Here is a 20,104-nt window from a genome sequence, read left to right on the forward strand (position 1 = left end):
TTGCAGATCGGGCCGGATGCTCCGATCATCACGACTGACGCGCGTCATCGGGCTGATGCCAAGAGCGCGTTGATCACCCTCGTCGAGCACGCGCTGATGGCGCGCCTGCGCTAGCGGGGCCCCGTCGGCGGTCCCCGCCCGGGCGCGGAAGGACAGCGCGCCCCGGCGACGCCGGCCCTCCGGGTTCGGTACGCGCCCCAAGGGTGCGGCTTCGGTGGCCCCGGCGATCGGCGGTGGGTGTGATCCCCGAGGTCGTACGCCTTCTTCCCGGCCCCGTCGCTCCGGCGGCGTGAGAGCTCGCCCGGAATCGGGTGTGGGGGCGGTGGGCGGTCTCGGTAGGCTGGGGTGTCCGTCTTTACACCCCGGTAGTGATCAGTGAGGGGTCGCAGTACCCGTGCGCATCGCCAGATTCTCCCTGGACGGCAACGTCGCCTTCGGCATCGTGCATCCGTCCGCCCCCACCGAGCGGGAGCAGTCGCCCTCGGACGACCCGGTGATCGAGATCATCAAGGGCCATCCCTTCGCCGACTTCGAACGCTCCGGCAAGACCCTGCCCCTCAGCGCGGTGCGGCTGCTGTCGCCGGTGCTGCCCAACAAGGTCGTCGCGGTGGGCCGCAACTACGCCGAGCACGCCAGGGAGCTGGGGCACGAGGTGCCCGACGACCCGGTGCTGTTCTTCAAGCCCTCCACCGCCGTGGCGGGCCCCGGGGACCCGGTGGCGTACCCCACGTACTCCTCCGAGGTGCACCACGAGGCCGAACTCGCGGTCGTCATCGGCCGCATGTGCCACCGGGTCCCCCGGGAACGGGCACGTGAGGTGATCCTCGGCTACACCTGCGCCAACGACATCACCGCCCGGGACGTCCAGCGGCGCGAGGCGCAGTGGGTCCGCGCCAAGGGGTTCGACAGCTCCTGCCCCCTGGGCCCCTGGGTGGAGACGGACCTGGACCCCACCTCGGTGACGATCATGTGCACCGTCAACGGCGAGCAGCGGCAACTGGGGAACACCAGCGAAATGGTCCGCCCCATCGAGGAGTTGATCGCCCACATCTCCGAGGCGATGACCCTGCTGCCCGGCGACGTCATCCTGACCGGCACCCCTGCGGGTGTGGGCCCCCTGCACGTCGGCGACGAGGTCGCCGTCACCATCGAAGGCATCGGCACTCTCACCAACAAGGTGATCAAGCGTGACTAACGCGAATCCCGTCCGCGTACGGTTCTGTCCCTCTCCCACCGGCAACCCCCACGTGGGACTCGTCCGCACCGCCCTGTTCAACTGGGCCTTCGCCCGGCACCACGGCGGCACCCTGGTCTTCCGCATCGAGGACACCGACGCCTCCCGGGACTCCGAGGAGTCCTACGAGGCGCTGCTCGACGCCATGCGCTGGCTGGGCCTGGACTGGGACGAGGGCCCCGAGGTCGGGGGGCCGCACGGGCCCTACCGGCAGTCGCAGCGGATGGACATCTACGCCGAGGTGGCGGACAAGCTGCTGGCCGCCGGCCACGCGTACCGCTGCTACTGCACCCAGGCCGAGCTGGAGGAGCGCCGCGAGCAGGCCCGCAAGGAGGGCCGGCCCTCCGGGTACGACGGCCGTTGCCGTGACCTGGGCCCCGAGCGGATCGCGGAGTTCGTGGCGGAGGGGCGCAGCTCCATCGTCCGGTTCCGTATGCCGGAGGAGAGCATCACCTTCACCGACCTGGTGCGTGGAGAGCTGACCTTCTCGCCCCGGGACGTACCGGACTTCGGCATCGTGCGGGCCAACGGGGCGCCGCTGTACACGCTGGTCAACCCCGTGGACGACGCGCTGATGGAGATCACGCACGTGCTGCGCGGGGAGGACCTGCTCTCCTCGACCCCCCGGCAGATCGCCCTCTACGAGGCGCTGGCGAAGATCGGTGTCGGCAACGGCGGAGTGCCCCGCTTCGGCCACCTGCCCTACGTGATGGGGGAGGGCAACAAGAAGCTGTCCAAGCGGGACCCGCAGTCCTCGCTGAACCTCTACCGCGAGCGCGGGTTCCTGCCCGAGGGCCTGCTCAACTACCTCTCCCTGCTGGGCTGGTCGCTGTCCGAGGACCGGGACATCTTCTCGCTCGACGAGATGGTGCGGGCCTTCGAGATCAGCGCGGTCAACGCCAACCCGGCGCGCTTCGACCTCAAGAAGTGCGAGGCGATCAACGCCACCCACCTGCGCGAACTGCCCCTGGACGCCTTCCGTGAAGCCTGTGCCCCCTGGCTGCGGGAGCCCTTCGCGCCGTGGGCGCCCGAGGCCTTCGACCAGGTGGCCTTCGACGAGCTGGCGCCGCTGGCCCAGACCCGGCTGACGGTGCTCTCCGACATCACCGCCAACGTCGACTTCCTGTTCCTGGACGAGCCGGTCCGGGACGAGGCCTCCTGGAAGAAGGCGATGAAGCCGGGCGCCCGGGAGGTGCTGGCCAGCGCCAGGGAGCGGCTGCTCGCCGCCGACTGGAAGGCCGAGGCCCTCAAGGAGGCCGTCCTCGCGGCCGGTGAGGAGCACGGGCTCAAGCTGGGTAAGGCCCAGGCGCCGGTACGGGTCGCGGTGACCGGTCGGACCGTGGGCCTCCCCCTCTTCGAGTCGCTGGAGGTCCTCGGCCGGGACCGCACGCTGGCGCGGATCGACGTGACCCTGGAGCGGTTGGCCCAGGAGGCCGACTGAGCGCGCGTTCTGATCCCGGGTGCCCGGACAGTCCAGGGCCTTTTGCGGGCCTGTGTGGAGGGCTGTGAGGGGTCGTGATGACCCCGAGGGCGTGGGAAGGACGGTAGGGGCCCAACTCCGCTTCGAGACGGCGGAGTTGGGCCCCTCTCTCATCAGGGGCGCCACCGGCACGGAGGGGACCGCGTGGGGTGTGCGGGCCGGACTCGACTGGGCCGGGTCCCGCTGGTCTCCGTGGGGTGGGGTGACCTCGTATGAGCGGCCGGTGACGCCCGTGGCGCGGCCTTCGGAAGGCTGGTTCGGGGCCGGCGGAACTCGTTTTGGAGCACCGTCGCCCATCGGGTAATGTTCTTCTCGTCGCCGAACGAGGCGGAGCGGAAGCCCCGATCGGACGGTGATCATCAAACGAAATCCCCGCCAGGGGTTGCGTTTTGTTGGGGTATGGTGTAATTGGCAGCACGAGTGATTCTGGTTCACTTAGTCTAGGTTCGAGTCCTGGTACCCCAGCGCGATGTCGTTTCCACGAGATCGAGCCCCCGTTGTGTAGCGGCCTAGCACGCCGCCCTCTCAAGGCGGTAGCGCCGGTTCGAATCCGGTCGGGGGTACGGATCCCGGTTCGCGTCCACTGTTCTCGGTGGATGTCGTACGCGGGATCGTGTTGGGGCCCCCGTTGTGTAGCGGCCTAGCACGCCGCCCTCTCAAGGCGGTAGCGCCGGTTCGAATCCGGTCGGGGGTACTCGATCCACAGGGCCCTCCCCTCAGGGGAGGGCCCTGTGTCGTGTCCGGGGTTCCTCGTCGCACGTGCCCGCGTGGTCACCTTCACACCCGCCGGTTCTTCCCGGGTGGGTCAACTCAGGCCCGTACGGGGCGGGTTGACCGGGCCGGTGGTAGCCGTGCGGTGTCGGGGCGGGGTGTGGGGCGACCCCGAGGGGCGCGCCCCACAGTGGCTCAGCCGGTACGGCGGAGGGACTCCGAGAGCCGGGCCGCCGCGTCCACGATGGCCTGGGCGTGCATCCGCCCGGGGTGGCGGGTGAGCCGTTCGATCGGTCCCGAGATCGAGACGGCGGCGACCACGCGGTTCGACGGCCCCCGTACCGGGGCGGACACCGAGGCCACCCCGGGTTCGCGCTCCCCGATGGACTGCGCCCAGCCCCGTCGGCGTACCCCGGACAGGGCGGTGGCGGTGAAACGGGCCCCCTGGAGGCCTCGGTGCAGCCGTTCCGGCTCCTCCCAGGCCATGAGGATCTGGGCGGCGGAGCCGGCCTTCATCGGCAGGGTCGAGCCGACCGGGACGGTGTCCCGCAGGCCGGACAGCCGTTCCGCCGCCGCGACGCAGATGCGCATGTCCCCCTGGCGCCGGTACAGCTGCGCGCTCTCGCCGGTCACGTCGCGTAGGTGCGTCAACACCGGCCCGGCGGAAGCGAGTAGCCGGTCCTCCCCGGCCGCCGCCGCGAGTTCGGCCAGGCGCGGACCGAGGATGAACCGGCCCTGCATGTCCCGGGCCACCATGCGGTGGTGTTCCAGGGCCACCGCGAGCCGGTGGGCCGTGGGGCGGGCCAGTCCGGTGGCTCCCACCAGTCCGGCGAGGGTGGCGGGCCCGGACTCCAGAGCGCTGAGCACCACGGCGGCCTTGTCGAGAACGCCCACTCCACTTGAGGCGCCACTAGAGTTGTTCATGTCGCGATACTGGCGTCTCACATTGCGAAACGCAAGTTCTCATCCCCGTGGAAAGCGCCACTCTGTAGTGACAGCCGCTACTCGGGGCCCGCCGATGTGGCTTTGATCTCGACAGGACGGGATCGGCACCGTCGCCGACCGAAGGGAACGCAATGGGACGGACACTCGCGGAGAAGGTCTGGGACGACCACGTCGTCCGACGAGTCGACGGTGAGCCGGACCTCCTCTTCATCGACCTCCACCTGCTCCACGAGGTGACGAGCCCGCAGGCGTTCGACGGCCTCCGTAAGAGCGGCCGGAGGGTACGGCGTACGGACCTGACCCTCGCCACCGAGGACCACAACACCCCCACGCTGGACATCGACAAGCCCATCGCGGACCCGGTCTCCCGCACCCAGCTGGAAACCCTGCGCCGCAACTGCGAGGAGTTCGGCGTACGTCTCCACCCGTTGGGCGACGTGGAACAGGGCGTCGTCCACGTGGTGGGACCCCAGCTGGGGCTGACCCAGCCGGGCACGACCGTGGTCTGTGGGGACAGCCACACCTCGACGCACGGCGCCTTCGGCGCGCTGGCGTTCGGCATCGGTACCAGCCAGGTCGAACACGTACTGGCCACCCAGACGCTGCCGTTGGCTCCGTTTCGGACCATGGCGGTCACGGTCAACGGGCGGTTGCCGGAAGGCGTGACCGCCAAGGACCTGATCCTCGCCATCATCGCGCGCATCGGCACCGGGGGTGGCCAGGGCTACGTCATCGAGTACCGGGGCGAGGCCATCGAGGCGCTGTCGATGGAATCCCGCATGACCATCTGCAACATGTCGATCGAGGCCGGCGCCCGAGCGGGCATGATCGCTCCCGACCGGACCACCTTCGACTACCTCAGGGGACGCGACCACGCGCCGCACGGCGAGGACTGGGACGCCGCCGTGGAGTACTGGAGCACGCTCCGCAGCGACGAGGACGCGGTCTTCGACCACGAGGTGGTGATCGAGGCGAGCGAACTGGCGCCGTTCGTCACCTGGGGCACCAACCCCGGCCAGGGCGCCCCCCTGTCCGCCTCGGTCCCCGACCCCGACTCCTTCAGCGACGCCAGCGAACGCTACGCCGCGCAGAAGGCCCTGGAGTACATGGGGCTCACGGCCGGGCAGCCGCTGCGGGAGATCGACGTGGACACCGTGTTCGTCGGCTCCTGTACCAACGGCCGGATCGAGGACCTGCGCAACGCGGCCGAGGTCATCGAGGGGCGCCGGATCGCCCCCGGAGTACGGATGCTGGTGGTGCCCGGGTCGGTACGGGTGGCCCTGCAGGCCGTCGAGGAGGGCCTGGACAAGGTGTTCACCGCCGCCGGAGCGGAGTGGCGGCACGCCGGCTGCTCCATGTGCCTGGGCATGAACCCCGACCAGTTGAAGCCGGGGGAGCGCTCGGCCTCCACCTCCAACCGCAACTTCGAGGGCCGGCAGGGCAAGGGGGGCCGTACCCACCTGGTCTCGCCCCAGGTCGCCGCCGCGACCGCGGTGCTGGGGCACCTCGCCTCGCCGGCCGACCTGTCCGACGTCCCCGCGCTGACCGGAGTCTGAACCGCCATGGAGCCCTTCACCACCCACACCGGACGTGTGGTGCCGCTGCGTCGCGGCAACGTGGACACCGACCAGATCATCCCCGCGCACTGGCTGAAGAAGGTCACCCGCGACGGCTTCGAGGGCGGCCTCTTCGAAGCCTGGCGGAAGGACCCGGACTTCGTGCTGAACCAGGAGCGGTACCAGGGGGCCACGGTCCTGGTCGCCGGCCCCGACTTCGGTACCGGTTCCTCCAGGGAGCACGCCGTCTGGGCGCTACAGAACTACGGCTTCAAGGCCGTGATCTCCTCCCGGTTCGCCGACATCTTCCGGGGCAACTCCCTGAAGAACGGTCTGCTGACCGTGGTCCTGCCCCAGGAGACGGTGGACGCGCTGTGGGAGTTGGTCGAGGCCGACCCCCAGGCCGAGGTGACCGTCGACCTGGTGGCTCGTACCGTGCGGGGACGGAGCGCGGACGGCCGCGTCGTCGACGCGGTCTTCGAGTTGGACGAGAACGCCCGCTGGCGTCTGCTGGAGGGGTTGGACGACATCAGCCTGACCCTGAAGAACGAGTCCGACATCGCCGCCTACGAGGCCGGGAGGCCCTCCTTCAAGCCGGTCACCCAGCCGGTCTGACCCCTCGCCCGAGGGCGCCTGACCTGGGCCCTCGGCCCGCCTTCAACGTGGCTGTGCCCACCGCCGGACGAACGGCGGTGGGCACAGCCACGTCCGGGCCCGGCCAGCCGGATGGGCGTACCCGTGGACCAGGCGGAATGTGGCCTCTGGAGGCGGTGTTCGAAGCCCTCGTCGTCCCCATCTCGGGGGTTTCCACGGCGTGTTGGGGTCTCATGAGGCGACAACTCCCCCCAGATGGCACAATCTGTGCATGGAACGCGACGGTCAACTTGAGCTGTATGACCGCCTTGCCGTTCGCTTGAAGGAGGCGCATAGCACTGTGCGTTCTCTGCAAGTCCCGGAGAGCGTACGGGTGGCACTTACCCGGAAGCTGCTCGTCATCACAGCCGCTTCCAAGCACGACCTCGCCGGTGCGGCGCGACGTCTCGAACGGCTCATGCGGGACATCGGCGAGGGACGGCTCCCCAAGTCCGGCAACTCCTAGGGAAGTCACGGCTCCTCACGCGCGTTGCGGCACAAGGGTGATCCGCCCGTTTCGTGTTTGATTTGCGGTATATATCTGCCTAACGTGCGAAAAAGCTTGAACTCATTCGTTCCGGCATTGTCTCCGAAGGGGAAGACGTGAACAAGGCGCAGCTCGTTGAAGCAATTGCCGACAGGCTCGGTGGCCGCCAGCAGGCATCGGAAGCCGTCGACGTCGTACTCGACGCCATTGTCCGGGCCGTGTGCTCCGGCGACCGGGTCTCGGTCACCGGATTCGGCTCGTTCGAGAAGGTGGACCGCCCCGCCCGTTACGCCCGCAACCCACAGACCGGCGAGCGGGTGCGGGTCCGCAAGACCTCGGTCCCCCGTTTCCGCGCGGGCCAGGGGTTCAAGGACCTGGTGAGCGGGGCCAAGAAGCTCCCCAAGAACGACGTGGCCGTCAAGAAGGCCCCGAAGGGCAGCCTCTCCGGCGGCACTTCGACCCGCAAGGCGACGGCCAAGAAGGCGGCGGCGAAGAAGGCGACCGCCAAGCGCACCACCGCCAAGAAGACCACCACGGCCAAGACCGCCGCCAAGCGCACCGCGGCGAAGAAGACCACCACCAAGAAGGCCACGGCCAAGAAGACCGCGGCGAAGAAGTCGACGGCCAAGAAGGCCACCGCGAAAAAGGCTCCGGCCAAGAAGTCGACCGCCAAGAAGTCGCCTGGTCGTCGAACCGGTGCCCGAAGCACCGCCAAGCGGGCGACTGCCCGCCGCAGGTGAGGCGACATTCGCGGACCGCTCCCTCACTCCGGCGCTACGGCAGCCGCCGTATCCCCGTACGCGACATCCGTGCCGGGCCGGAACCCCGACGAAGGGGTTCCGGCCCGTGTGCTGTGAACGCGCCGTTCGCCCGTACGCTCCGGGGCCGAGGCTCCGCGCGGGGCAGGGGGCGAACTAGAAGGTGTAGAGGGTCACCAGGGTCACCCGCCGCTCCTCGCCCTCACCCTCGCACTCGATCCGCACCCGCTGCCCGGGCCTCAACAGACGGAGACCGCCGGCGTCGAAGGCGCTCGCGGTGAACGGCAGCGGAGTGCCGTCGTCCAGGAGGACGCTGCCGCTGCGGCTGTCGGCGTCGTAGGTGTACGTGGTGGCCTGCATGAGCCCACCCTACGGGCGCCGACGCCGCCCACGCCGCCCGGCGTCGGGGCGCACTCCCGGCCCCGACGCCGGGCCGCACGGCACCCGGACCTGGGTCGAGGTGAACCGCCCCAGACCGAGCCTCTGGGCCGCGCGCAGATCCCGCTCGGTGTCCACGTCCTGCCGCACGCTGGGCACGTCGGGCAGGGGGATCTCCACCGCCCCCGAACGCCGATGGCGTCGCCGGGACGCCGGACCGAATAGGGGGTTCAATTCCGTACCCCCGAGTGCCGTCAACAAAGTCGTTCCACTGCCTTCCTGGTCGGCGAGGAATGCCCGGGAAAAGCGGGAGGCGCGTTCCAGAACGCGTTCCAATTCCTCGCCCCGCAGCGCCGGAAGGTCCGCGTTGACCGCCGCCAGGGGAATATCCGCCGAGGTGTCCCGCAGTACGTCGGCGGCGTACCGCAGGGCCCCGTTCAGCCCCGACCGGGGAAGGTCGGGAACGATTCGGGCGCCCAGCAGCGACAGTTCGGCGGCCACCTCGGTGTCGTTGGTGACAACGGCCACAGTCCGCACCGACGGCGCCGACAACGCCGCACTCACCGTGTCCTGGGCGAAGGCCAGCGCCAGGCGTGGACGGAGCTCCTCCGGGAGCCCGGAGGCCAGCCTGCTCTTCGCCTGTTCAAGGGGCTTGACCGGAACCACCACGCTCCAACCGCCCGCCGTGCCCCGTGCGCTTCGCTGCCCCATCGCCCCATTCTCGCCCGTCACCGCCCTCCTCCCGTGGCCAGAGGTGGGGTTACGGTGTCCACGACAGACGGTGTGCTCGACGGAGCTGTGACTCGGGGCCACACTTGTGCGGTCGCCGTCGCGGGTGCGGTGGCGACGAAACAGGTAAGAGGAGATGGTGTCCGGGTGGCCCGCCGCAAATTCGGCTTCTGGTATCGCCTCGCCGCGGTTCTGGTGAAACCGCCCATGCTGCTGTTGTTCAAGCGTGACTGGCGCGGGACGGAACACATTCCGGCCGACGGTGGTTTCATCGCGGTCGTCAACCACAACTCCTATCTGGACCCGCTCTCCTACGCGCACTTCCAGTACAACAGCGGCCGTCTGCCCCGCTTCCTCGCCAAGGTCTCCCTGTTCGACAAGGGCTTCGTCGGCACCATGATGCGCCGTACCGGACAGATCCCGGTCTACCGCGAGTCGGCCGACGCGGCCGGCGCCTTCCGCGCCGCCGTGGAAGCCGTACACCGGGGGCAGTGCGTCACCTTTTACCCCGAGGGGACCCTCACCAGGGACCCCGACATGTGGCCGATGGAAGGCAAGACCGGGGCCGCCCGGGTCGCCCTGCTCACCAGGGCGCCGGTCATCCCCATCGCCCAGTGGGGCGCCAACCTGGCGATGCCGCCCTACGCGAAGAGCAAGCGACTGCGCCTCTTCCCCCGCAAGACGCTCACCGTCCAGGCCGGGCCCCCGGTCGACCTCTCCGCGTACGAGGGCTGCGAACCGACCGTCGAGGTGCTCCGGGAGGTGACGGACACGTTGATGGACGCCATCACCGAGCAGTTGGCCCAGATCAGGGAAGAGCGCCCACCCGAGCGGCGCTTCAGCCCCCGTCGGACCGCGGAGCAACGGCGCCGCCCGGTCGACGGCGAGTCGGACGCGCCACGGGTCAGCGACCACAGCACCGTCGAGGGGGAGAACGCGTGACACGGGTCGCGGTCTTCGGTACCGGCTCCTGGGGCACCGCGTTCGCCATGGTGTTGGGGGACGCGGGTTGCGAGGTGACCCTGTGGGGCCGCCGCCGTGAGGTCACCGAGGCGATCAACGCCGACCACAGCAACCCCGACTACCTGCCCGGCGTGGTGCTGCCGCAGACGGTGCGTGCCACCACCGAGCCCGAGGAGGCGGCGCACCAGGCGGAGTTCACCGTCCTCGCCGTCCCCTCCCAGTCACTGCGGGAGAACCTCACCCGCTGGGCTCCGTCGCTGCCGGCCGACACCGTGCTGGTGTCGCTGATGAAGGGTGTCGAACTGGGCACCGTGCAGCGGATGAGCGAGGTCGTCGCGGAGGTGACGGGCGCCGGGGCGGAACGGATCGCGGTGCTCACCGGCCCCAACCTGGCCAAGGAGATCGCGGCCCGCCAACCGGCCGCCGCCGTCGTCGCCTGCCGCGACCTGACGGTCGCCGAACGGTTGCAGGCCGCCTGCCACACCCCGTACTTCCGGCCGTACACCAACCAGGACGTCACCGGCTGCGAACTGGGCGGTGCGGTGAAGAACGTGATCGCCCTCGCGGTGGGGATCGCCGACGGGATGGGGCTGGGGGACAACGCCAAGGCCTCCCTGATCACCCGTGGGCTCGCCGAGACCGCCCGCCTGGGGGCGGAGATGGGAGCCGACCCACGGACCTTCGCCGGCCTCGCGGGCATGGGGGACCTGGTGGCCACCTGCTCCTCACCGCTGTCCCGCAACCACACCTTCGGCACCAACCTGGGGCGGGGCATGACCCTGGCCGAGACGGTCGCGGTCACCCAGCAGACCGCCGAGGGCGTCAAGTCCTGCGAGTCGGTGAGGGACTTGGCCCGCCGGCACTCCATCGAGATGCCGATCACCGAGACCGTCTTCGACATCGTGCACCGGGAGAAGCCACCGCAGGTGGCCCTCAAGGAGCTGATGGGACGCAGCGCCAAGTCCGAGTCCGTCTAGCGTCTCCGGCGGCGTGGACGCCGCGTACGGACTCGGGGGAGACGCGGGTTCGACACGCCTGACGCGCCCGGGACCAGGCGGTAGAGTCACCGGGATATGAGCAGCGACACCCCCTCTCCCAAGCCCCGCGTCGCCGTGATCTTCGGTGGGCGTAGCTCCGAGCACGCGATCTCCGTCCTCACCGCCGGAGCGGTTCTCGATGCCATCGACCGTGACAAGTACGAGGTGCTGCCCATCGGCATCACCTCGGACGGCCGTTGGGCCCTCGCCCCGGACGACCCGGAGCGGATGGCGATCACCGACCGGCGCCTCCCCAGCGTGGCCGAATTCAGCGACGCCGACGCGGGTTCGGTGCTGCTCCCCGTCGACCCCTCCCACCGCGAGGTCACCTACGCGGAGGCCGCGGCGGTGCCCAAGTCCCTGGGGGAGGTGGACGTGGTCTTCCCCGTACTGCACGGCCCCTACGGCGAGGACGGGACCCTACAGGGCATGTTGGAGCTGTCCGGGGTGCCCTACGTCGGCGCGGGGGTGCTGTCCTCGGCCGTCGGCATGGACAAGGAGTACATGAAGCGGATCTTCGAGTCCTTCGGGCTCCCGGTGGGTCCGTACCTGGTCGTTCGCGCCCGGGAGTGGGAGCGCGACGCGGCGTCGGTGCGGGAACGGATCATGGGTTTCGTGGCCGAACACCAGCTGCCGGTGTTCGTCAAACCCGCCCGGGCCGGTTCCTCCATGGGCATCTCCCGGGTCGCCGACCTCGCGGAGCTGGACGAGGCCATCGCCGAGGCGCAGCGCCACGACCCCAAGATCATCGTGGAGTCCGCTCTGCGGGGCCGGGAGATCGAGTGCGGGGTGCTGGAGTTCGAGGACGGGCCCCGGGCCAGCGTGCCGGCCGAGATCCCGCCGGTGACCTCCCACGACTTCTACGACTTCGAGGCCAAGTACATCGACTCCGCCTCGGGTGTGGTGCCCGCCCCGTTGACCCCGGAGGAGACCGAGGAGGTCCAGCGGTTGGCCGTGCTCGCCTTCGAGGCGGCGTCCTGCGAGGGGCTGGTGCGCGCGGACTTCTTCCTCTGCGACGACGGCCGGTTCGTGATCAACGAGATCAACACCATGCCCGGCTTCACGCCCATCTCGATGTACCCGCGCATGTGGCAGGAGAGCGGAGTCAGCTACGCGGAGCTGGTGGACCGTCTCCTCCAGGCGGCCCTGAACCGCTCGACCGGGCTGCGCTGAGCGTGACCGTGTGACGACCGCCCCGTGTCGGAGGGGTCACAGCGGCTTCCTGGCGGTGGCCGACCTGATCGGTTTCGCCAACTCCGGCAGGGCGCCGGTCTCCGGTGCGTGGGCGCTCGGCACGGTGACCTCCACGTAGGTGGCGCGGTCCGTCGTGGTGAAGCGGTAGCCCCCCTCGTGCTCCTCGAACAGCCAGGTCACACTGTTCACTTCCACCGCGTCGCTCAGCGGGTCGTAGTCCGCGCTGTCCGGTGACAGGCGGTCCGGGCGTGGGGCCCCGCAGCGCAGGACGATGGCCGGATCGCCCCAGGCGGCCGTGAACCTTGAGGGGTTCCGTACCGGGACGCGGTGCTGGGACAGCAGTTGCTCGGGCAGTCGTTCGTTCAGTTCGCGGCAGGACTGGGCGGCCTTGCCCGTGGGGGACGGGGAGTCCACGTCCACCTCGTCGTCCGGGGACAACAGAGCGAAGGCCGCCAGCATCGCCGCCGAGGCGGCGGCGACGAGGACGCGGTTCCGGCGTGCTCCAAGGCTCACCGGACCGAGCATACGGTGGGCTACAGATGGACGACCGGGCAGGTCAGGGTGCGTGTGATGCCCTCCACGTGCTGGACCCTCGCGACCACCATGCGCCCCAGCTCGTCCATGGTCTCCGCCTCCGCCCGGACGATCACGTCATAGGGGCCGGTGACGTCCTCGGCATGGAGGACCCCTGACATCCGTCGGATCATCTCGGCGACCGTGGACGCCTTTCCCACCTCGGTCTGGATCAGGATGTAAGCCTGTACCACGGGGCCTCCAGGGGCGCTATGAGGGTGGTGCGGGGGGTGGGGTCGTCACCGTACCCCCGGGGCAACACGTCGCGGGAGACCCGGAGTTGGGTGCCCGATGGCGTGTCGGCGCCGGCGGCGCGGCAGGATTGCGGTACACGAACGAAGGGGCAAGGGATGAAGGGCACGGTCGGCGAACTGGGGGAGTTCGGGTTGATCAAGGAGCTGACCTCCCGTCTGACCAGCACCCCGGAGGTGTGCCTCGGGCCCGGCGACGACGCCGCCGTCGTCGCGGCCCCGGACCGCCGGGTCGTCGCCACCACGGATGTGCTCGTCGAGGGGCGCCACTTCCGTCGGGACTGGTCAACAGCGTATGACGTGGGGCGCAAGGCCGCAGCCCAGAACCTCGCCGACATCGCGGCCATGGGCGCCGCCCCGACGGCGCTGCTGCTGGGACTGGTGGTGCCGGGGGACACACCGGTGAACTGGCCCAGCGAGCTGATGGACGGCCTCCGCGACGAGGCTGACGTGGCGGCGGCGGCCGTCGTCGGGGGCGACGTGGTGCGCGGCGACACGATCACCGTCTCCATCACCGCCCTCGGCGACCTGCGGGGCCGGCAACCGGTCACCCGTTCCGGCGCCCGCCCCGGCGACGTCCTGGCCGTCGCGGGCTGGCTCGGCTGGTCCGCCGCCGGACTGGCGGTACTCACCCGGGGCTTCCGCTCACCCCGGGCCTTCGTGGAGGCCCACCGACGGCCCGAACCCCCGTACCACGCCGGCCCGGCCGGGGCCGCGCTCGGCGCCACGTCCATGATCGACATCAGCGACGGGCTGGTCGCCGACCTGGGGCACGTCGCCGCCGCCAGCGGGGTGCACATCGACGTGCGCCGAGCGCTGCTGGACGTTCCGGCCCAGATGTCGGACATCGGCAGAGCCGTGGGCGTGGACCCACTGCGCTGGGTGCTCACCGGGGGAGAGGACCACGCGATAGCGGCCACCTTCCCCAACGACGTGAAACTGCCCGCCCGTTGGCGCCGCATCGGAGAGGTGCGGACGGTGACCGCAGCGCCCCGCGTCACCGTCGACGGGGAGCCCTGGGACCAGGCCGGAGGCTGGAACCACTTCGCCACCGAAGGCTGAGTACGGTCGAGGCATGACCACACAGCCCCGCCCGACCACCGCGCCCCCCAGAGTGCTGACCGTCGCCGGATCGGACTCGGGCGGAGGCGCCGGCATCCAGGCCGACCTCAAGACCATGCTGGCCCTCGGCACCCACGGCATGAGCGTCCTCACCGCCGTGACCGCGCAGAACTCCCTGGGCGTACAGGGGGCCTGGGACCTGCCCTCCGAGGCGGTACGGGCCCAGTTCGCCAGCGTCGTGGACGACATCGGGGTCGACGCGGTGAAGACCGGGATGCTGTCCTCCGTGGAACTGGTGCGCACCGTCGCCAACCTGCTCGCCGGGGTGACCTGCCCGGTGGTCGTCGACCCGGTCGGGGTGTCCAAGCACGGCGACGCCCTGCTGGCGCCCGAGGCCCTGGACTCCGTACGGCACGAACTGCTGCCGTCGGCCACCCTCGCCACCCCCAACCTCGACGAGGTGGCCCAGCTCACCGGCGTACGGGTCGAGCGGGAGGCGGAGATGGAACGGGCGGCGGACGCCCTGCTGGCCTACGGCCCCAGCTGGGTGCTGGTCAAGGGCGGCCACCTGCGGGGTGAGGCGGTGGACCTCCTCACCAACGGCGGCGAACGCCACTGGCTGCGCGCGCCTCGGCACGACAACGCGCACACCCACGGCACCGGCTGCACCCTGGCCAGCGCCGTCGCCGCGCGACTGGCCGGCGGGCGGCCGATGGTGGCCGCCGTAACCGAGGCCAAGGCCTATGTCACGGGCGCGATCGCCTCCGGGTACCCCCTCGGCGCGGGCATCGGCCCGGTGGACCACGGCTGGCGGTTCCGGCCGGGCGGCGACTTGGCGGAGGGCGTAGGCTGAGCGCCGGGAGCCGGCCCGGGCATCACAAAGGCCGGTCCGTCGTCAGACGAACCGGCCTCAGTACCAGCCAGGGGGCCGCGCTGTCGTTACGTCAGCGCGAGATCTTGCCGGCCTTGATGCACGAGGTGCAGGCGTAGAGACGCTTCGGCGTTCCACCGACCACGGCACGCACGCGCTGGATGTTCGGGTTCCAGCGGCGCGGGGTGCGGCGGTGCGAGTGGGAGATGCTGTTGCCGAAGCCCGGCCCCTTGCCGCAGACGTCGCAGTTGGCAGCCACGGGTCACTCCAAAGACTTCAGATGCGCTTACGGTGAAATTCCGGCGTGCAGGATCACGTGGGACCGGCAGTGCCAGGGAACAACGTGCCTGACGCTCATCAGGCAACCGCTGCAGCATACATCGCAGGCGCGTCAGCGGGAAAACGCGGGTCAACGGCCTCCCACCGGGAGCGCGGACCACCCCGCTCGGACCGGCGCCCCCACCCGTGAGCACTAGCCTTCCGGGGAACGCCCCCGGTGGAGGGGCTCGAAGGGAGGCCAGGTGCCGCACACGCTGGACGCCACGGCGGTACACCGATGGTGCGGTATCGCGCTCGCGGCGTTGCGACGACGGTGCGAGGAGATCAACGCCGTCAACGTCTACCCGGTCGCGGACGGCGACACCGGAACCAACATGCTGCTCACCCTGGAGTCGGGGCAGCGGGCCCTCGCCGAGGCCGGCGAGACCGCCTCCCCCGGGGAGGCGACGCGGGCTCTGGCCCACGGGGCCCTCCTCGGCGCCCGGGGCAACTCCGGCACCCTGCTGGCCCAGATCCTCCTGGGCGTCGCGGCCGAGTACGAGGGCGCCGACGCCGCGGAGCGCGCCCCCGAGGCCGCGCGCCGTCTACGCGCCGCGCTGACCCGGGCGGCACGCGCCGCCTACGACGCCCTGGCTCACCCGGTGGAGGGCACCCTCCTCACCGTCGTGGCCGCCGCGGCCCGGGGGGCGGAACGGGCGGACCCGGCGGATGTCCAGGGAGTCGCCGACGCCGCGTACCGCTCCGCCGCCGAGGCCCTGGTCCACACCCCGGAGCAGTTGGAGGTACTCGCCGCCGCGGGGGTGGTCGACGCCGGCGGCATGGGGCTGCTGGAGGTGCTGGGCGGCCTCGTCGCCGCGCTGCGCGGAGAGGCCGCGCCCCCCGACCCGCTCCCGACCTCCGCTGTCCGGGCGGCGGTCGGGCACCCCCTCACCCCCGGCGTGGACGGAGCGGGCGAGCCGACCCCCGACTACGAGGTGATGTACCTGCTGGACGCGGACGACTCCCGCATACCGTCCCTGCGGGCCGACCTGGACGCCCTCGGGGACTCCCTGGTGCTCGCCGGGGGAGGGGGGCTGTGGAACGTACACGTCCACGTGGCCGACGCCGGCGCCGCGGTGGAGGCGGCACTGACCGTGGGCCGCCCACGGGGCATCCGCATCACCCACCTCGGCCAGCTCGGCCAACCCGGAGGCCCCGGTGGGCTGGACGCCACCGCGGTGGCGGCGAACGGCTGCGGCGCCGCAACCGACACGAACACCGACGCGACGGTCACCCCCTCTCCCGCCGACGGCGCCGCCCCCTCGCACCAGCGTGCCGTGGTCGCCGTGGTCCGGGGCGACGGGCTGGCCCGACTCTTCACTGAGGCCGGCGCCCGGGTGCTGCGCGACGACGGCGCCGGGACGGTGGACCGGGACGCCCTGCTACGCGCCGTCCACGCGGCGGACGCGGCCGAGGTGGTGCTGCTCCCCAACGACACCGACCTGCGCCTCCTGGCGGAGGAGGTGGCCGGCCATCTGACCGGGCAGGGCGAGGGCGGACCCCGGCTTGCCGTGATCCCCACCCGGGCCGCGGTACAGGGGATCTCCGCACTGGCCGTCCACCTCCCGCACCGCCCCTTCGACCAGGACGTGGTGGCCATGACCTCGGCGGCCGGGGCCACCCGGTTCGGGGAACTGTCCCTCGCCACGGAACGCTTCTGGACCAGCGCCGGGGTCTGCGAGGCCGGCGACGTACTCGGCCTGGTGGACGACGACGTCGCGGAGATCGGGACCGACGTACCCCGGGTCGCCCTTCGGGTGCTGGACCGGATGCTGGCGGCCGGAGGCGAACTGGTCACGCTGGTGCTCGGTGAGGACGCGCCCGAGGGGCTCGCTCCCCAGCTGGAGGAGCACGTCCGCGAACACCACCTGGCGGTGGACACCGTGGTGTACGAGGGGCACCAGAACACCTCGGTGCTGCTCGTCGGCGTCGAGTAGCGGTGCCGGCCGACCACGCCGCCTTCCCACCGCGTTGTCACCGCCATGGTGTGCAATGGGTCTCACCGTGGACCGTCCGCGTCGCCGTACGCGAACCGGACGTCCACGGCGGACCGGGCACGGTGAGGACGAGGAGAAGCAGTGCTGGGTGAGTCCCTGAAAGGCGTGGTGGGGGGCACCACCGCCAAGGTGATGGCGGAGCACCTCGGGCTGCACACGGTGGGTGACCTGCTCCACCACTACCCCAGGCGCTACGCGGAGCGCGGTGAGCTGACCCGGCTCGCCGAACTGCCCCTGGACGAGCACGTGACCGTGGTGGCCGAGGTGGCGGACGCCCGGGTCCACAGCTACAACCGGGGCAAGGGCCAGCGCCTGGAGATCACCATCACCGACGGCAGCGGACGGCTCCAGCTGGTGTTCTTCGGCCGGGGCATCTTCAAACCGCAGAAGGACCTGCTGCCCGGCCGCCGGGCGATGTTCGCCGGCAAGGTCGGTACGTTCAACCGCAAGCGTCAACTCACCCACCCCGACTACCAGTTGCTCCCCCAGGACGCCGACAGCGCCCAGGTGGAGGCCTTCGCCAACCAGCTGCTGCCGATCTACCCGGCCTGCGCCCAGATGCAGTCCTGGAAGATCGCCAAGGCCGTGGACATGGTGCTGGAGTCCCTGGAGGTGACCGACTGGCAGGGCCTGGTCGACCCCCTGCCGACCGAACTCCGGGACCACCGTGGCCTGTTGCCCCTTCCCCGGGCCCTGACCAAGGTGCACCACCCCCGCAGCTGGGCCGAGGTCGCCGAGGCTCGCTCCCGGCTGAAGTGGGACGAGGCCTTCGTGCTCCAGGTCGCCCTGGCCCGGCGTCGTCGGGCCGAGTCCCAGCGGCCCGCCACCCCCAGACCGGCGGTGCCGGACGGACTGCTGGACGCCTTCGACGAGCGCCTGCCGTTCACCCTCACCGAGGGGCAGCGCAAGGTCGGTACGGAGATCTTCGCCGACCTCGCCCAGGACCACCCGATGCACCGGCTGCTCCAGGGCGAGGTGGGTTCGGGCAAGACCCTGGTGGCCCTGAGAGCCATGCTCAACGTCGTCGACTCCGGGGGACAGACCGCCCTGCTGGCCCCCACCGAGGTGCTGGCCCAGCAGCATCACCGTTCGATCACCGAGATGATGGGCGACCTCGCCCAGGGCGGAATGCTGGGCGGCCACGAGCGGGGCACCGAGGTGGTGCTGGTGACCGGTTCCATGGGAGCCGCCGCCCGACGGCAGGCCCTCCTGGACGTCAGCACCGGCGAGGCCGGCCTGGTGGTGGGCACCCACGCGCTGATCGAGGAGCGGGTGCGTTTCGAGGACCTGGGCCTGGTGGTGGTCGACGAGCAGCACCGTTTCGGGGTGGAGCAGCGGGACGCCCTGCGCTCCAAGGGCCGACGCCCCCCGCACCTGCTGGTGATGACCGCGACGCCCATTCCCCGCACCGTCGCCATGACCGTCTTCGGTGACCTGGAGGTCTCCACCCTGGACCAGCTGCCCGCCGGCCGCTCGCCCATCTCCACCCACGTGGTGCCGGCCCGCGACAAGCCGCACTTCCTGACCCGGGCCTGGGAGCGGGTCCGCGAGGAGGTGGAGGCCGGCCACCAGGCGTACGTGGTCTGCCCGAGGATCGGCGACGAGGAGGGCTCGGGTTCGGACGGGGAGCAGGAGGAGCGCCTGCCCCTGGCGGTGCTGGACATCGTGGAGGAACTGCGCGCCGGGCCCCTGCGGGGGTTGAGGGTCGAGGCACTGCACGGCCGGATGGCCCCGGACGACAAGGAGGAGGTGATGGGCGCCTTCGCCGCCGGGGAGGTGCAGGTGCTCGTCGCCACTACGGTCATCGAGGTCGGGGTGAACGTCCCCAACGCCACCGTCATGGTGATCATGGACGCCGAGCGCTTCGGCGTCTCCCAGTTGCACCAGCTGCGGGGGCGTGTGGGGCGGGGCAGTGCGCCGGGGCTGTGCCTGCTGGTGAGCGAGGCGGCCGAGGGCGGCCCCGCCCGGGGCCGTCTGGACGCGGTGGCGGCCACTCTGGACGGCTTCCGTCTGGCGCAGGTCGACCTGGAACAGCGCCGTGAGGGCGATGTGTTGGGCCAGGCGCAGTCGGGGTCCCGCAGCTCGCTGCGCGTGCTGGCGGTGCTCGACGACGCGGAGGTCATCGCGGAGGCCCGGCAGGAGGCCGTACGAGTGGTGGAACAGGACCCGGAGCTCACCGGTCACCCCGAGTTGCGTACCGCGCTGGACGCCCTGCTGGACGAGGAGCGGGAGGAGTTCCTGGAGAAGGGCTGAGCCCCTCGCCGGAACACCTGACGCGCCGTCAGTTGTCAGTGCTCGCTGGGAGAATGGACGCAGTCCCAGTCGATCCGCGAGGGGTCGACTCATGGCAGGACTGGGGGTAGTTCATGGCATTCCGGCACACCAACGAACTTCCACTGGGCGACAAGGTCTTCCGCGTCGAGTTGGCGAGCGAGGACGATGTCACCGTCTCCCTGAGCCTCAGCGGCTGGCACGAGTCAGCCCCCGACACACCACTGGCTTCCGGTCAGTTGACCATGCCGCTGGCCGACGTGCCGGCGCTGCGGGTCGCTCTCAACCGCGCGCTGCGGGCCCTGGCGCTGGCCGCCGACGTCTCCGAGCCCATACCCGACCGCGACGTCCTGCGGGAGCTGTTCCCCGGGCACGGGGCGCCGTGGATACCCAGCCACGAGGAGGATCTGACCCGGCGCTTCCACGCGGGGGAGACCATCGCCAGGATCGCCGCGCGGTTCGGCCGCACCCCGGACTCGGTGCGCACCAAGCTGCGTGAACTGGGGCACGACCCCAGGCAGCCGGAGCACTGCCCGCCGGACGGTTGCCTGTCCTGGTCGCGGTACGCCTCGCCCTCGCTGGTCGGCGCCGTCGCGGGGACGGTGACCGGGGAGGACTGACCGACGGGCGGGTCATATCGTGGGGGAGCGGCGGTC

General features: G+C 71.0%; 20 protein-coding genes, 3 tRNA genes and 1 pseudogene. 18 read left to right on the forward strand and 6 right to left on the reverse strand.

Annotated elements, in window-relative coordinates; genetic code table 11:
- From ABZT14_RS23625 to ABZT14_RS23650, 6 genes and pseudogenes are all read left to right on the forward strand, one after another.
- Window positions 1–114: pseudogene (locus ABZT14_RS23625) on the forward strand (ATP-binding protein); the annotation flags it as partial.
- Window positions 115–394: 280 nt separating this feature from the next.
- Window positions 395–1,195: a fumarylacetoacetate hydrolase family protein gene (locus ABZT14_RS23630; RefSeq protein ID WP_356306024.1), complete on the forward strand. Its 801-nt coding sequence runs from the start codon at window positions 395–397 to the stop codon at window positions 1,193–1,195.
- Window positions 1,188–2,675 carry a glutamate--tRNA ligase gene (gene gltX, locus ABZT14_RS23635; protein WP_356306026.1) on the forward strand — a complete coding sequence of 496 codons (1,488 nt, stop codon included), beginning with the start codon at window positions 1,188–1,190 and terminating at the stop codon, window positions 2,673–2,675. Before ABZT14_RS23630 ends, gltX begins: the two co-directional genes overlap by 8 nt.
- A 432-nt stretch (window positions 2,676–3,107) precedes the next feature.
- Window positions 3,108–3,179, forward strand: a tRNA-Gln gene (locus ABZT14_RS23640).
- A gap of 25 nt (window positions 3,180–3,204) precedes the next feature.
- Window positions 3,205–3,277 (forward strand) — tRNA-Glu (locus ABZT14_RS23645).
- Between the two features lie 58 nt (window positions 3,278–3,335).
- A tRNA-Glu gene (locus tag ABZT14_RS23650) sits at window positions 3,336–3,408 on the forward strand.
- A 212-nt stretch (window positions 3,409–3,620) separates the two neighbouring features.
- Here the strand turns inward: ABZT14_RS23650 and ndgR are convergent.
- Window positions 3,621–4,349 carry an IclR family transcriptional regulator NdgR gene (ndgR, locus tag ABZT14_RS23655; protein ID WP_356306028.1) on the reverse strand — a complete coding sequence of 243 codons (729 nt, stop codon included), beginning with the start codon at window positions 4,347–4,349 and terminating at the stop codon, window positions 3,621–3,623.
- Between the two features lie 152 nt (window positions 4,350–4,501).
- Here ndgR and leuC point away from each other — a divergent pair, with 152 nt between their 5' ends.
- The 4 genes from leuC (at window position 4,502) to ABZT14_RS23675 (ending at window position 7,786) form a co-directional block, all read left to right on the forward strand.
- Window positions 4,502–5,926: a 3-isopropylmalate dehydratase large subunit gene (gene leuC / locus ABZT14_RS23660; protein ID WP_356306031.1), complete on the forward strand. Its 1,425-nt coding sequence runs from the start codon at window positions 4,502–4,504 to the stop codon at window positions 5,924–5,926.
- A gap of 6 nt (window positions 5,927–5,932) precedes the next feature.
- On the forward strand, window positions 5,933–6,541 hold the full coding sequence (leuD, locus tag ABZT14_RS23665; protein WP_356306033.1) for a 3-isopropylmalate dehydratase small subunit: 609 nt from the start codon (window positions 5,933–5,935) through the stop codon (window positions 6,539–6,541).
- 250 nt (window positions 6,542–6,791) lie between these two features.
- On the forward strand, window positions 6,792–7,025 hold the full coding sequence (locus ABZT14_RS23670; protein ID WP_356306035.1) for a hypothetical protein: 234 nt from the start codon (window positions 6,792–6,794) through the stop codon (window positions 7,023–7,025).
- Window positions 7,026–7,162: 137 nt separating this feature from the next.
- Window positions 7,163–7,786, forward strand: a complete 624-nt coding sequence (locus tag ABZT14_RS23675) for an HU family DNA-binding protein (RefSeq protein ID WP_356306037.1) — start codon at window positions 7,163–7,165, stop codon at window positions 7,784–7,786.
- A 174-nt stretch (window positions 7,787–7,960) separates the two neighbouring features.
- Here the strand turns inward: ABZT14_RS23675 and ABZT14_RS23680 are convergent, their stop codons facing one another.
- Both ABZT14_RS23680 and cofC read right to left on the reverse strand, forming a co-directional pair.
- Window positions 7,961–8,164, reverse strand: a complete 204-nt coding sequence (locus tag ABZT14_RS23680) for a hypothetical protein (RefSeq protein ID WP_356306039.1) — start codon at window positions 8,162–8,164, stop codon at window positions 7,961–7,963.
- Between the two features lie 9 nt (window positions 8,165–8,173).
- Window positions 8,174–8,893 (reverse strand): 2-phospho-L-lactate guanylyltransferase, encoded by a 720-nt coding sequence (cofC, locus tag ABZT14_RS23685; protein WP_356306041.1) that lies wholly within the window; start codon window positions 8,891–8,893, stop codon window positions 8,174–8,176.
- A 165-nt stretch (window positions 8,894–9,058) separates the two neighbouring features.
- Here cofC and ABZT14_RS23690 point away from each other — a divergent pair, with 165 nt between their 5' ends.
- The 3 genes from ABZT14_RS23690 to ABZT14_RS23700 all read left to right on the forward strand — a co-directional run bounded on the left by ABZT14_RS23690 (window position 9,059) and on the right by ABZT14_RS23700 (window position 12,084).
- Window positions 9,059–9,853 carry a lysophospholipid acyltransferase family protein gene (locus tag ABZT14_RS23690; protein ID WP_356306043.1) on the forward strand — a complete coding sequence of 265 codons (795 nt, stop codon included), beginning with the start codon at window positions 9,059–9,061 and terminating at the stop codon, window positions 9,851–9,853.
- Window positions 9,850–10,851 carry an NAD(P)H-dependent glycerol-3-phosphate dehydrogenase gene (locus ABZT14_RS23695; RefSeq protein ID WP_356306045.1) on the forward strand — a complete coding sequence of 334 codons (1,002 nt, stop codon included), beginning with the start codon at window positions 9,850–9,852 and terminating at the stop codon, window positions 10,849–10,851. Before ABZT14_RS23690 ends, ABZT14_RS23695 begins: the two co-directional genes overlap by 4 nt.
- A 96-nt stretch (window positions 10,852–10,947) precedes the next feature.
- The gene (locus ABZT14_RS23700; protein ID WP_356306047.1) at window positions 10,948–12,084 is read left to right on the forward strand and encodes a D-alanine--D-alanine ligase family protein; all 1,137 of its coding nucleotides are present in this window, start codon (window positions 10,948–10,950) and stop codon (window positions 12,082–12,084) included.
- A 36-nt stretch (window positions 12,085–12,120) separates the two neighbouring features.
- Here ABZT14_RS23700 and ABZT14_RS23705 read toward each other — a convergent pair whose 3' ends face one another.
- Complete coding sequence (locus ABZT14_RS23705) at window positions 12,121–12,618, reverse strand: DUF3515 domain-containing protein (RefSeq protein WP_356306048.1); 498 nt, start codon at window positions 12,616–12,618, stop codon at window positions 12,121–12,123.
- Window positions 12,619–12,638: 20 nt separating this feature from the next.
- Window positions 12,639–12,872 (reverse strand): Lrp/AsnC ligand binding domain-containing protein, encoded by a 234-nt coding sequence (locus ABZT14_RS23710; RefSeq protein ID WP_356306050.1) that lies wholly within the window; start codon window positions 12,870–12,872, stop codon window positions 12,639–12,641.
- A 156-nt stretch (window positions 12,873–13,028) separates the two neighbouring features.
- Between ABZT14_RS23710 and ABZT14_RS23715 the strand changes: the two genes are divergently transcribed.
- Entirely contained in the window at window positions 13,029–13,991 is a 963-nt protein-coding gene (locus tag ABZT14_RS23715; RefSeq protein WP_356306052.1) for a thiamine-phosphate kinase, read from the forward strand.
- 13 nt (window positions 13,992–14,004) lie between these two features.
- Window positions 14,005–14,844, forward strand: a complete 840-nt coding sequence (gene thiD, locus ABZT14_RS23720; RefSeq protein WP_356306054.1) for a bifunctional hydroxymethylpyrimidine kinase/phosphomethylpyrimidine kinase — start codon at window positions 14,005–14,007, stop codon at window positions 14,842–14,844.
- A 91-nt stretch (window positions 14,845–14,935) separates the two neighbouring features.
- On the opposite strand, the gene rpmB is transcribed toward thiD, so the two are convergent.
- The gene (gene rpmB / locus ABZT14_RS23725) at window positions 14,936–15,121 is read right to left on the reverse strand and encodes a 50S ribosomal protein L28 (protein ID WP_356306056.1); all 186 of its coding nucleotides are present in this window, start codon (window positions 15,119–15,121) and stop codon (window positions 14,936–14,938) included.
- A gap of 262 nt (window positions 15,122–15,383) precedes the next feature.
- Here rpmB and ABZT14_RS23730 point away from each other — a divergent pair, with 262 nt between their 5' ends.
- The 3 genes from ABZT14_RS23730 to ABZT14_RS23740 all read left to right on the forward strand — a co-directional run bounded on the left by ABZT14_RS23730 (window position 15,384) and on the right by ABZT14_RS23740 (window position 20,068).
- The gene (locus ABZT14_RS23730; protein ID WP_356306058.1) at window positions 15,384–17,117 is read left to right on the forward strand and encodes a DAK2 domain-containing protein; all 1,734 of its coding nucleotides are present in this window, start codon (window positions 15,384–15,386) and stop codon (window positions 17,115–17,117) included.
- Window positions 17,118–17,258: 141 nt separating this feature from the next.
- Window positions 17,259–19,430 carry an ATP-dependent DNA helicase RecG gene (gene recG / locus ABZT14_RS23735; protein WP_356306060.1) on the forward strand — a complete coding sequence of 724 codons (2,172 nt, stop codon included), beginning with the start codon at window positions 17,259–17,261 and terminating at the stop codon, window positions 19,428–19,430.
- A 113-nt stretch (window positions 19,431–19,543) separates the two neighbouring features.
- Window positions 19,544–20,068 carry a hypothetical protein gene (locus ABZT14_RS23740; RefSeq protein WP_356306062.1) on the forward strand — a complete coding sequence of 175 codons (525 nt, stop codon included), beginning with the start codon at window positions 19,544–19,546 and terminating at the stop codon, window positions 20,066–20,068.
- Window positions 20,069–20,104: the final 36 nt, after the last annotated feature.

This window comes from Streptomyces sp. NPDC005438, from assembly GCF_040606315.1.
Lineage (GTDB): Bacteria > Actinomycetota > Actinomycetes > Streptomycetales > Streptomycetaceae > Streptomyces.

Excerpts from the sequence above, each read along its gene's own strand:
- ndgR (WP_356306028.1), bottom strand. The coding sequence starts at position 4,349 with ATGAACAACTCTAGTGGCGCCTCAAGTGGAGTGGGCGTTCTCGACAAG.
- leuC (WP_356306031.1), top strand. The coding sequence starts at position 4,502 with ATGGGACGGACACTCGCGGAGAAGGTCTGGGACGACCACGTCGTCCGA.
- cofC (WP_356306041.1), bottom strand. The coding sequence starts at position 8,893 with ATGGGGCAGCGAAGCGCACGGGGCACGGCGGGCGGTTGGAGCGTGGTG.
- ABZT14_RS23740 (WP_356306062.1), top strand. The coding sequence starts at position 19,544 with ATGGCATTCCGGCACACCAACGAACTTCCACTGGGCGACAAGGTCTTC.
- leuD (WP_356306033.1), top strand. The coding sequence starts at position 5,933 with ATGGAGCCCTTCACCACCCACACCGGACGTGTGGTGCCGCTGCGTCGC.
- ABZT14_RS23680 (WP_356306039.1), bottom strand. The coding sequence starts at position 8,164 with ATGCAGGCCACCACGTACACCTACGACGCCGACAGCCGCAGCGGCAGC.
- thiD (WP_356306054.1), top strand. The coding sequence starts at position 14,005 with ATGACCACACAGCCCCGCCCGACCACCGCGCCCCCCAGAGTGCTGACC.
- ABZT14_RS23700 (WP_356306047.1), top strand. The coding sequence starts at position 10,948 with ATGAGCAGCGACACCCCCTCTCCCAAGCCCCGCGTCGCCGTGATCTTC.
- ABZT14_RS23670 (WP_356306035.1), top strand. The coding sequence starts at position 6,792 with ATGGAACGCGACGGTCAACTTGAGCTGTATGACCGCCTTGCCGTTCGC.
- ABZT14_RS23715 (WP_356306052.1), top strand. The coding sequence starts at position 13,029 with ATGAAGGGCACGGTCGGCGAACTGGGGGAGTTCGGGTTGATCAAGGAG.